Origin of the sequence: Myxococcus sp. CA039A (assembly GCF_013336645.1) — a bacterium.
In the GTDB taxonomy this organism is placed as follows: domain Bacteria; phylum Myxococcota; class Myxococcia; order Myxococcales; family Myxococcaceae; genus Myxococcus; species Myxococcus llanfairpwllgwyngyllgogerychwyrndrobwllllantysiliogogogochensis.
Genome location: NZ_JABUMQ010000369.1, coordinates 1 through 10,186 on the forward strand (window position 1 = coordinate 1; position 10,186 = coordinate 10,186).

Here is a 10,186-nt window from a genome sequence, read left to right on the forward strand (position 1 = left end):
CACGCGAACCGTCAGCGCCCCCAGCAACAGCCAGCTCCCCGCCCGCAGCGCCTGCGACAGGGCGAAAGAGACGGTCCGCTCCGTCACCGCGAACCGATAGGTCGAGGAGTCGAGGAAGCGCTGGACTCGATAGAAGCCGGCCACAGCCGCTTCGTAGAACTGTTCGTAGCGAATGAACGAGCGGTCCTCGGACAGACTGTCCAGTTTCCGGTTCAATCGCTCTCGCATCCGTCGGCCGAGCTGCACCTCGTACCGGCGGTACTCCCGATAATGGTCTATGCGGGGTTCCAACCGGGCCGCCAGGCTGTCGGAGAGCATGGTGGAGCGAATCATCCGCAAGGTGTTGAGGTTCATCGGGACCCTGTACTCCTGGGCCAGCTTGAAGAACCCTATCCAGAGGTTGGCGGAGGTGCGCTCCCACCAGCGCGAGGTGCGACTCTTGTTCGCATAGAGGTCCTGCCAGAAGATGCCCTCCAGCTTGCGGGAGAACTCCTCCACGTCCACCGCGGGCAGGGGTTCAAGCAGCGCGAGCACCGCGGACACCATCCGCCCCACGTCCTCGTTCGCCTGCGCGTCCGCGATTTCGCGCCACACCCGGCGCTCCCTCGCCGTGAAGGCACCGCAGGACCCAAAGTCGATGAGCACCAGCCGGCTGTCCGGTTGAACCATCACGTTCGCCGGGTGCAGGTCCGCGTGGAAGAAGAGCCCTTCCTGGGCGCAGAGGCGGGCAATCTTGAGCAGCCTGCGGGCCACCTTGCGGGGCACGATGCCCAGCGTGGCGAGCGACGACAGCCCCGGCTCATCCTTGCGCTCGGCCGCGGAGATGAGGTCCTTGAGCCAGATGCCGGAGACGAACTCGGTGACCAGCACCTCGTGGTTGGACAGCTCGCCATACACGCGCGGCGAGCGCACGAAGCGCTGGCCCAGCTTGTCCATCCGGTCCTGGAAGAGCTCCGTGTAGCGGGCCTCCCGGACGAAATCGAGCTCCTCGTAGAGCATGGTGCTCAGCTCGTGGAGCAACTGGCGCGAGTAGCCGGGAGGAACGAACCACAGCTCCGCGAGCCCGAGAATCCACCCCAGCGCGCGCATGTCCGCGGCGAAGAGCGAGCCGACCCCGGGCCGGCGGACCTTCACCGCCACCTCCTCCCCGCCATGCAACACCGCGCGGTAGACACAGGCGACGGAGCCGGAGCCCACGGGCGCCGCGCTCAACTCGGAGAACACCTCTGCTATCGGCCGCTGGAGGGACCGCTCGACGATTTCGCGTACCTGGGAGAAGGGAATGGGCGGCGCGGCGTCGAGCATCTTCTCCAGCTCCTGCGCCACCGGATACGGGAGCAGGTCCACGCGGATGGCCATCTGCTGGCCCAGCTTGATCCACGTCCCCCCCGCTCGCTCAATCAGGCGCCGCAGGTGCTGGCCTCGCGACTGGATGGAGTCTCGCCGCCGGAGCACGTCCGCGCCGATTCTCACCAGCAACCACAGGGCCCCGAAAATCCAGACGCCCAATTGGAGCAGTGTCTTGCCAATGCTGGCGCGGTACTGCTCCGCCTCGCGCTGGTGGGGCGTGGGCGGGGCCTCCCAGGACCGCGCCCGGAGCTGCTGCCCCAACGCCTTGGCCGCCTCGATTCTCGAGTCCTGCGCCTCGCGCTTGCGCCAGCGGTCGACCGCCGAGGACACCCGCTGCTCGCGCGCCACGGGGGTGCGCGCCGGTGAGGAGGGGGCCGCCTCCTTCACCGGCCGCGCCGGCTCCACCTTCTCTGGGACGGCGCGGAGCGAGCTCACTGGGCGGCGCCGCGCAGTTGATGGACGATGGTCTCCAGGCTCGCCGGGGAGTGGAAGGTCTCCGCGGTGAGGAGCGCGTCCGGGAAGGAAATCTCGAACGCTCCCTCGAGCGCGAGCATCAGATTGATGGCGTTCATCGAGTCCAGCCCCATCTCGTTGCAGGGGCGCGCCATCTCCACCGGCTCGTCGGGCGCCACGCGGGGAAGGAACTCGCGAAGCACCTCGATGAGCCTGGTCCTCACCTCGTCCGTATTCATCGTGTCTCCTCCGACGAAAGCGACCCTTGGATGGGCAAGCGCGTGTGGGGCTCGTGTCCCCAGCGCAGCCGGTGCACCGCGATGACCTCCCCGTCCCGGTGGGCCAGCTCCAACGGCGGCGGCCGGCTCAGGAACCCCGTGAGGCTCGCGGTCGCCCCATAGGCTCCAACGTTGGGGATGAACACCCTGTCTCCCACCCGGAGCGGCGGCAGCTTGAGATTGCGTGCGAAGCAATCCAGCGGCGTGCACAGCGGCCCCACCACGTTGACCTCCTCCAGCACTCCGGGCTCCACCTCCCCGCCCGCCCGCGCGACGCCGATGCCGACCAGCGGCACCCGCCCCAGACCCGACATGCCGCCCAGGTGGTGGATGCCACTGTCGAGGACGACGTACTGCTTACCCTTCGAGCGCTTCACGTCCATCACCGTCGACCAGAGCGTGCCCGAGGAGCCGCAGAGGCGACGCCCCGACTCGAACCACAGCGAAGCGGACGCGGTCCTCCGTCGCTCCGCGGCCAGTTGCGCGAGCGGCTCGCGCAGGGGCGCCAGTTCCGGTCCGACACCGGGCGTGGCGAAGGGCCAGGGGAATCCGCCTCCCAGGTCCATCACCTGGAAGGGGAGCTCGAACGCACTGGAGAGCGACTCCCCCACCTCCAGCGCCACCCGCAGCGCGGAGAGCAGCGCGGGAATATCCGCGAGCTGGGTGCCCTGGTAGATGTGCAACCCCATCAGCTCGACGGCACCGAGCGCGGCCACGCGTGCGCGGCCCTCGCGCCACTCCGCCTCGTCGAGACCGAACTGGCTGCTCACGCCACTCATCGCCAGCCGGGCCACGGGAGGCGCATCCGGGTTGACGCGCAGGAGGACTCGCGCCCGAAGCCGAGCGGCTCGCGCGGCCCGGTCGATGCGCTCCAGGTCCGTCCACGACTCGGCGGAGAAGCGCGTCACGCCAGCGCCGAGCGCCCCACGCACCTCGTCGGCGCTCTTGCCCGGGCCGGAGTAGAGCACCCGCTCCGGAGCGAAGCCCGCGGCCACCGCCACCGCCAGCTCTCCAGGCGACGACACCTCCGCATCGCAGCCGAGCCGGCAGAGCGCCTCCGCCATCGCCGGAAGCGGGTTGGCCTTGAGCGAGAACAACACCCGGCTGCCCTCTGGCAGGACGGACATGAGCTCGCGCGTGCGCCGCTCCACGTCCCCCAGGTCGTAGACGTAGAGGGGCGAGCCGTACATCTCCAACCATGCCGCGGCCCGAGCCGCCAGGTGCGGACTCATCGGCGCGCTCATGGCTGTCCTCCCGCCGTCAGCAGACTCGCGAGGGCCGCCCGGTCCAGCTTGCCGTTGGCCGTCCTCGGCAGCTCTGGCACCCAGTGCACCTGGTCCGGAACCTTGTAGGGCTCCAGGCGACTGGCGAGCGCATCGAGCAGCCCGGCCTCGCGCGGCGGCGGCGCGCCTGGGAGGGAGGTGACGAAGAGGTGCAACCGGTCGACCTGCGCCTCTTGCACCACGCCCGCCTCCGCGACACCGGGCAGCCCGCAGGCCACCTCTTCGATTTCGAGCGGGTGCATCCGGAAGCCCCGGCGCTTGAGGAGGAAGTCCCGGCGCCCGACGAACTGGAGGAAGCCCTCCGCGTCCATCCGGAACAGGTCACCGGAGAACAGCACGCGGCCCAGCCCGCGCGGGTGCACGCGATAGCGCAGCGCGGTCTCCTCCGGCGCCCGCCAGTACCCGAGCGCGACGTGGCGCCCCTGGATGACCAGCTCCCCCACTTCGCCTGGCGGAAGCACATGGCCCTGCTCGTCCAGAATCATCGCCTCCGTGCCGGGCAGCGCGCGCCCCACCGAGCCCGGGTGTGCCTCCAACTCCTCGGGCAGGAGGATGGAGACGCGCTTGCACTCGGTCAGTCCATACATGGGGAACACCGAGACTCCCGGCAGTTGACGCCGGAGATGCTCCACGTGGCTGGCCGGCAGATGCGCGCCCGTGTTGGTGAGCGCCCTCAAGCGCAGCGCGCCCGCCCCACTCCGGCCGAGCAGCTTGAGCAACGCGGCGAACAACGTGGGCACGCCGGGAAGCACGGTGACCCGCTGTCGCTCCAGCGTGGTGACCAGCGCCGGCCCGGCCAGCTCCGCGCTCCCGACGAACACGCCCGCCCCCACCTGCGCGGCGAGGAACACCTGATACAGGCCGTAGTCGAACGAGAGCGGCAGGAAGACGCCCACCACGTCCTCGGCGCGGTACTGGAGCCGCTCCTGGATGGCGGCCACCACGAAGAGGATGTTGTCGTGGCTGAGCGTCACGCCGCGCGGCGCTCCCGTGGAGCCGGACGTGTAGATGAGACAGACCGGATCCACGTCCACACCCGAGAAGGGCGGACACTCCGCGGGCTCGCTGTCCAGGATGCGCGACAGCCGCATTCCCGAGGCCGGCTCCGCGCCCTCCCCCACCCAGACGATGGGCACGTCGGCGAAGGCAGGCGCGAGGTGCGCGGTGGACTCGTCCAGGAAGGCCACGGTGGGCGTCACCTGCTCCAGAATCCTCCGCAGGCCCGGCTCGCGAATCGCGCCATGCAGCACCGCGAAGATGCCGCCCAGCCGCGCCGTCGCGAACGCGGCCAGGGCCGCCTCCGCGCGGTTGCGGGTGAGGATGACGGCCCTGTCTCCCCGCCGGAAACCCTGGCGTGAAAGCCAGCCCCCCAGACGCCGGGTGGCCGTGGCGAGCTGGGCATAGGTGAGCGAGGACCGGTCGTCAGACAAGAACAGACGGTCTCCATGATGGCGCTCGGCTTCTTCCAGCAAACCGCAGAGGTGATGGGGCGACATGCGTGTCTCTCCCAGACAGGTCAGGACAGCCGGTCGTCGGTGAAGATTTCCTTCTTCACCATGAACCTCGTTGTCTTCGAGAGGATGCGCTCGTTGAAGGCCACGCGCTCGGGATGGGCCAGCAGCTCGTTGCGAAGCTTCAGCGGCTCGGGCAACCCCACGTCCTTGTAGATGTCCGGGTTGTAGAGCTTCTGCATCGACGTGAGCATGAAGCGCTTGAGCGCGCGCTCCACGTCCCGCAGTCGCTCTACGCCGTGCTTCGCCCGCAGCCCCTGGTGGAGCCGCTCGATGTTCAACCGCCCGTAGCTGATGTGGCGTGTCTCATCCGAGTGGTGCAGCCGGTTGATTTCACGCACGAAGGGCGGCAGACGCATGTCCTTCGCCATGTGGCTGTTGTAGCCGTCGACAATCTCCTCGAACACCAGCACCGTGGCGAAGGCCAGGAACTCCTTGATGTCCGTCTCGGGGAAGGTGTCGTAACGGATGCGGCGGTCCTTGTATATCTTTCCGCCGTACGTCAGGCAGAACCGCGAGAAGTACCACATGTGCTCATTCTCCTCGAGCACCAGGTGGTGGAGGTATTCGGAGGACACCTCGTAGCCGGGGGTGTGGATGCGACTGATCATCTCCGTGAGCAGCTCGCGGATGCCCGTCACGTTCAGGCTGAAGAAGTTGATGCACTCCCACTTGCTGAGCCGCAGGAGCTGCTCCTGCGTCAGCTTCTGGGCCCAGGGCGTGCCATGGACGGAGAGCAGCTCCGGGCTCATCCAGGGCTGGTCCTCGGGGAGGGACTTCTCCCAGACGAGCTCCCGAAAGGGATTGGAGGTGTCCGCGTTGGAGAGGTGAATCAGCCGCTCCAGGGTGCGCGCGAAACCATCCCCGGAAGGCTCCACGGGAAGCGCCCCGGAGGGCGCGTGCTGGGCGAAGTCCTCAATCATGGTGGCCATCCCTTCGTCATAGAAATGGGAGAAGTGGTCCGCGGTCGGCTGGAGCACTGTCTTCGCGCCGACGAGCCGGGAGGCCAGGAGCGCCACCTGGTCCGGGTGCGAGATGGCATCCGCTCCACCTCCGAAGACGAGCACGGGCTGCTTCACGGAGGACGTCCAGGCGTCCTCCCGCTCGCGGAAGAGCGCGCAGACCATGTTCGCGTATCGGAAGAGACTGGACGGCGTGCGGAACGGCACGCTGGTCATGTAGAGCAGGTGGGGGTCCGTGGAGGTGAGGACGCTGGCCACCACCTTCCGGTCCTCGCTGTTCGACGCCTCGGCTCCGGGGCTGCCTCCGAAAATCAGCTTGCAGTAGCGCTCCGCCACCCGGGGGTTGGCGGCAATCTGGGGGAAGAGCTGGCGGAGGTTCTTCTCGAAGGACGTCATCGGGTGGTCCGCGGTCGCCGCCAGCGACACCGTCCCGTTGAGCAGCACGCCGCTCGCGAACCGCTCGGGGTGTTCGGCCAGCGCGCGCAGCGCCACCTGCGCGCCACTGCTCCAGCCCACCACCGTCTCCACCCGGGAGATTCCCAGCCGGTCGAGCACGGCGATCAGGTCCGCCACATGGACGCTGGAGTCACACTGAGAGGGATTGAAGTCCGGCGTCGGCGTGGGCAGCCAGCGGGTGTTCCACGTCACCACCCGCCAGTTCTGGGCCAGCCGCTGCGCGAGCGGAGCCAGGAACTCCTCGGGCATCGCGTAGGCGTTGCAGAGGACCAGCACCGGGCGCGCGGGGTCCCCCCGGGTGAAGGCACACACCTCCGCCCCATCCGGGGCGCGAACCTGCACGGGGGTGAACACCAGCCCTTCGCGCTCGCGCGCCAGCTCCGCGAGATAGCTCGAAAGGTAGACATCCAGGTCCGCGAGGGAGAGCGGCGGGTGCGGAGGGAGCGCGCGGGCGAACCGCTTCGGGTTCAGGCCGTAGCTTGCGTAGAAGGCGCCGCGCAAATCGAACAGCTGTTCAATCGGGGACGCTTCCGTCTCACGGTGCGTGGTGAAGCTGAGGATGGGCAGCCGGAGCGCATGGGACATCCGGTCCACCATCCCCGTGGCCGGAAGCTCCACGGGCCCCACCAGGTGATGCACCGGCCCGCCCTCGAACCGGGTGGCGCTCAGCCGGAGCATGTCCAGCACCACGTGGTCCACGGGCACCATGTTGACGCCCGCGCCCTCGTGACCCAGCAGCCGCAGCGGGTCCGTGACTTGCGCCAGCTCCCGGCGCAGCCGGTACAGCTCCCGCACGAAGCCATAGATTCCGAACCGCGTCCCCCCGCTGCGTCGGCTCGCGCTGGGGCCGATGATGACCGAGGGACGGACGATGCTGTAGGCGCGACCGGCCTCCTCACAGGCACGAGAGACCTCGCGCTCCGCCTGCGCCTTGCTCTCCTCGTAGTAGTTGTTGAAGTCCGCGGCACCGCCCGTGGGTTCCGGATGCAGCGCTTCGGGAATCACTCCGCGCCGGGTGCCCGCCGTGTAGGCGGTGGAGACATAGACAAACCTCTCGGCCCCTACCTTCCGCGCGACCTCCAGGATGTTTCTCGTCCCGATGCAATTGTGTGCATGGATTTTGTCCCGGTGGCGATTCTCATACGCGAGGCTGGCCGCGGAATGCCACACCTCCTCCAGCCGCGCCTCTTCCAGTCGCCCCAGGTCCTCGGGTGAGAGGCCACAGAGCGGGAGGGTGATGTCGCCGACGAGGCAGACGACATTCTTTTCGACGGCCTCCAATGGAACGGGGACGTCATACGAGGCCGCGGCCTCCGCGAGAGATTCCAGGAGTCTCTCGCGCGCATGCTCCGGCGACGTGCCACGAACCAGGACGAAGAGCCGTCCCCCTGCCCTCAGTCGCCAGAGGAGGAAGTGGCTTCCCAGGAACCCCGTGCCCCCGGTGAGGAGAAGCCGGGTGGGACGAAGCTCTCGTCCGTCATACTCCAGGGGATTCGCATATGTCGCACCCATGGGCCGCTCCGCTGGGTAGGGCTGCAAATGCAGCCAACCTTATGCGGGGCATATCGCGGGCTGTCAACACGATTACGATGTGTCTCGTATGACATTGATTGCATCGCAAGGCGATTGAACCATACGATTCTCGACAGAGTCCCGGGAGGGGACGACGCCCCCGGGACCCACGCCTCATGTATGCGTTACCAGACGTTCACAGGCAAGGTGCGGTGCGGCAGAACGCCGTTGCCCAGCTGGCCATGGAGGTTGAGGCCCCAGCCCCACAGCGTCCGGTCATCGCGAATGGCCAGCGAGTGCTGGTCGCCCGCCATGACAGACAGCACGCCCGTGAGGCCCGGCACGACCACCGGCAGGTTCCGCGCGGCATTGCTCCCATCGCCGAGCTGCCCCGCGCTGTTGGCGCCCCACGAGCGCACCGTGCCATCCGCCATCAAAGCCAGTACATGTTGGGCTCCCGCCGTCACGGAGGCGACTCGGGTCAACCCGAGCACCTGCGTGGGCACCAGGCGGTTGAGATTGCCGCCATCCCCCAACTGCCCCGCGCTGTTCTGCCCCCACGTCCACACCGTCCCGTCTGACTTCAACGCCACGGAGAAGGAATCCCCGGTGTCGATGGCGAGCACATTCGACAGGCCACCCACAGGCACGGGAGCTTGACGGCTCGTGAGGGTCCCGTCTCCGAGCTGCCCCTGGGTGTTGAAGCCCCAGCTCCAGACGGTTCCGTCTGCCTTGAGCGCGAGGGCGTGATTGCGCCGGGCGGAGATGGCCACGACGCCGGAGAGGTTGGCCACCATCACTGGTGAGTACCGCGTGTTCGTGGCAGTGCCGTCACCGAGCTGGCCCTGCCAGTTCTCGCCCCAGGCCCAGACGGTGCCGTCCGCCCGAAGCGCGAACGAGTGCCAATCACCGGCGGCGACGGCCACCGCGTTGGTCAGCGTCGGCACCCATGCGGGCGACAGGAACACCGGCGCGCTGTTCTGCCCCTGCCCCAGTTGTCCCGACGTGTTGTAGCCCCAGGCCCAGACGATGCCGCCCGCGCGGAGCGCCAATGCATGATTGGGACCGGCATCCAGGCTCAGCACATTCGAAAGGCCGCTGGCGGAGACGGGGGTTCGCCGCACCACCGTGCTGCCATCCCCCAGCACACCGTTCGACGAATTGGTCCCCCAGCTCCACACCGTGCCGTCTCCCCGTACCGCCAGCGAGTAGGACAAGCTCGCGCTGGTGGCTCGCGCCCCGGAGAACAAGGTCTTCGTCGGCGCCAGCGACATGGCGGAGACGCCGTCACCCACCTGCCCCGAGGTGCCCGAGCCCCAGGCCCACAAGGTGTTGTCGTCCCGGGCCGCGAGGAGGTGAGCATCCCCCGCGGCGAGCGACATCACATTCACCAGACCCACGACACGTCCCGCCGCCAGGCGTTGGTTCGTGGTGCCATCCCCCAACTGCCCCGAAGAATTGAAACCCCAGGTCCACACGGTGCCATCCGACTTCAGCGCCGCGGAATAGGAGCTTCCCGCGCGGATGGCGGAGACATCCGTGAGGCCGAGGACCCGCGTGGCCACCAGTCGCTGCGTGGTGGAGCCGTCTCCGAGCTGCCCCGTGTAGTTGTAGCCCCATGCCCAGACGGTGCCATCCATTCGCAAGGCCATGGAGTGGAGGTACTTCGAGGAGAGGGACACCACGCCCGTCAAGCCCGGTACGGCCACGGGAAGAAGCCGCTGGGTCGTCGTGCCATCCCCCAACTGTCCAAACCCGTTGCTACCCCATGCCCACACCGTTCCGTCCCGCTTCAGCGCCAGGGAGTGGGAGTTGCCGCCCACCACCTCCACCATGGCGGTGAGTCCGGGGACCTGGGCGGGCACTCCACGAGAAGTGGTGCCGCCGTCTCCCAACTGCCCTGATTGATTGGAGCCCCAGGACCACACCGTCCCATCCGCTTTCACGACGAGCGCATGGTTGTCGCCCGCCGAGACGCTCACGACATCGTTCAACCCCGCGACCTGCTCGGGGACACTTCGCGCGGTGGTCGTCCCATTCCCAAGCTGACCGCTGGCGTTTTCGCCCCACGTCCAGACGGTGCCATCGGTCTTCAAGGCCAGGGAGAAACCGCGCCCCGCCGCGAGCGCCAGGACGTCCACGCCAAGTCCCACCACCTGCACCGGAGCGGCCCGATGCGTCGTCGAACCGTCACCCAGTTGTCCGAAGTTGTTGGAGCCCCAGGCCCACACCGAGCCGTCTGGCTTCATCGCCAACGAGTGATTCGTTCCAGCCGCGGTCTCCACGCGCACGGACATGGCGGCCGCTCGCGTGGGCTCCGTCCTGAGCAGCCGGGTGCCATCCCCCACCTGCCCGTCCGCGTTGTTCCCCCAGGACCAGAC

At 68.3% G+C, this 10,186-nt stretch carries 6 protein-coding genes; all 6 read right to left on the minus strand.

Annotated elements, in window-relative coordinates:
* Window positions 1-1,785, minus strand: a 1,785-nt coding sequence (locus tag HR086_RS40030) for an AarF/ABC1/UbiB kinase family protein (RefSeq protein ID WP_174468239.1), incomplete at its 3' end; no start/stop codon positions are given.
* A complete protein-coding gene (locus HR086_RS40035) occupies window positions 1,782-2,042 on the minus strand; it encodes a phosphopantetheine-binding protein (protein WP_121763088.1) in 261 nt (86 codons plus the stop codon). The genes HR086_RS40030 and HR086_RS40035, both read right to left, overlap by 4 nt.
* On the minus strand, window positions 2,039-3,325 hold the full coding sequence (locus HR086_RS40040) for a type III PLP-dependent enzyme (protein WP_174463759.1): 1,287 nt from the start codon (window positions 3,323-3,325) through the stop codon (window positions 2,039-2,041). Before HR086_RS40040 ends, HR086_RS40035 begins: the two co-directional genes overlap by 4 nt.
* The gene (locus tag HR086_RS40045) at window positions 3,322-4,860 is read right to left on the minus strand and encodes a class I adenylate-forming enzyme family protein (RefSeq protein ID WP_256433706.1); all 1,539 of its coding nucleotides are present in this window, start codon (window positions 4,858-4,860) and stop codon (window positions 3,322-3,324) included. The genes HR086_RS40040 and HR086_RS40045 overlap by 4 nt, the downstream gene beginning before the upstream one ends.
* A gap of 20 nt (window positions 4,861-4,880) precedes the next feature.
* Window positions 4,881-7,805: an alpha/beta fold hydrolase gene (locus tag HR086_RS40050; RefSeq protein ID WP_174463761.1), complete on the minus strand. Its 2,925-nt coding sequence runs from the start codon at window positions 7,803-7,805 to the stop codon at window positions 4,881-4,883.
* Between the two features lie 185 nt (window positions 7,806-7,990).
* Window positions 7,991-10,186: RCC1 domain-containing protein (locus tag HR086_RS40055; RefSeq protein ID WP_217442137.1), on the minus strand; the 2,196-nt coding region annotated here is incomplete at its 5' end.

Bases quoted from the DNA above. Each gene is read 5' to 3' on its own strand.
- HR086_RS40035 (WP_121763088.1), bottom strand. From the start codon at position 2,042: ATGAATACGGACGAGGTGAGGACCAGGCTCATCGAGGTGCTTCGCGAG.
- HR086_RS40050 (WP_174463761.1), bottom strand. From the start codon at position 7,805: ATGGGTGCGACATATGCGAATCCCCTGGAGTATGACGGACGAGAGCTT.
- HR086_RS40040 (WP_174463759.1), bottom strand. From the start codon at position 3,325: ATGAGCGCGCCGATGAGTCCGCACCTGGCGGCTCGGGCCGCGGCATGG.
- HR086_RS40045 (WP_256433706.1), bottom strand. From the start codon at position 4,860: ATGTCGCCCCATCACCTCTGCGGTTTGCTGGAAGAAGCCGAGCGCCAT.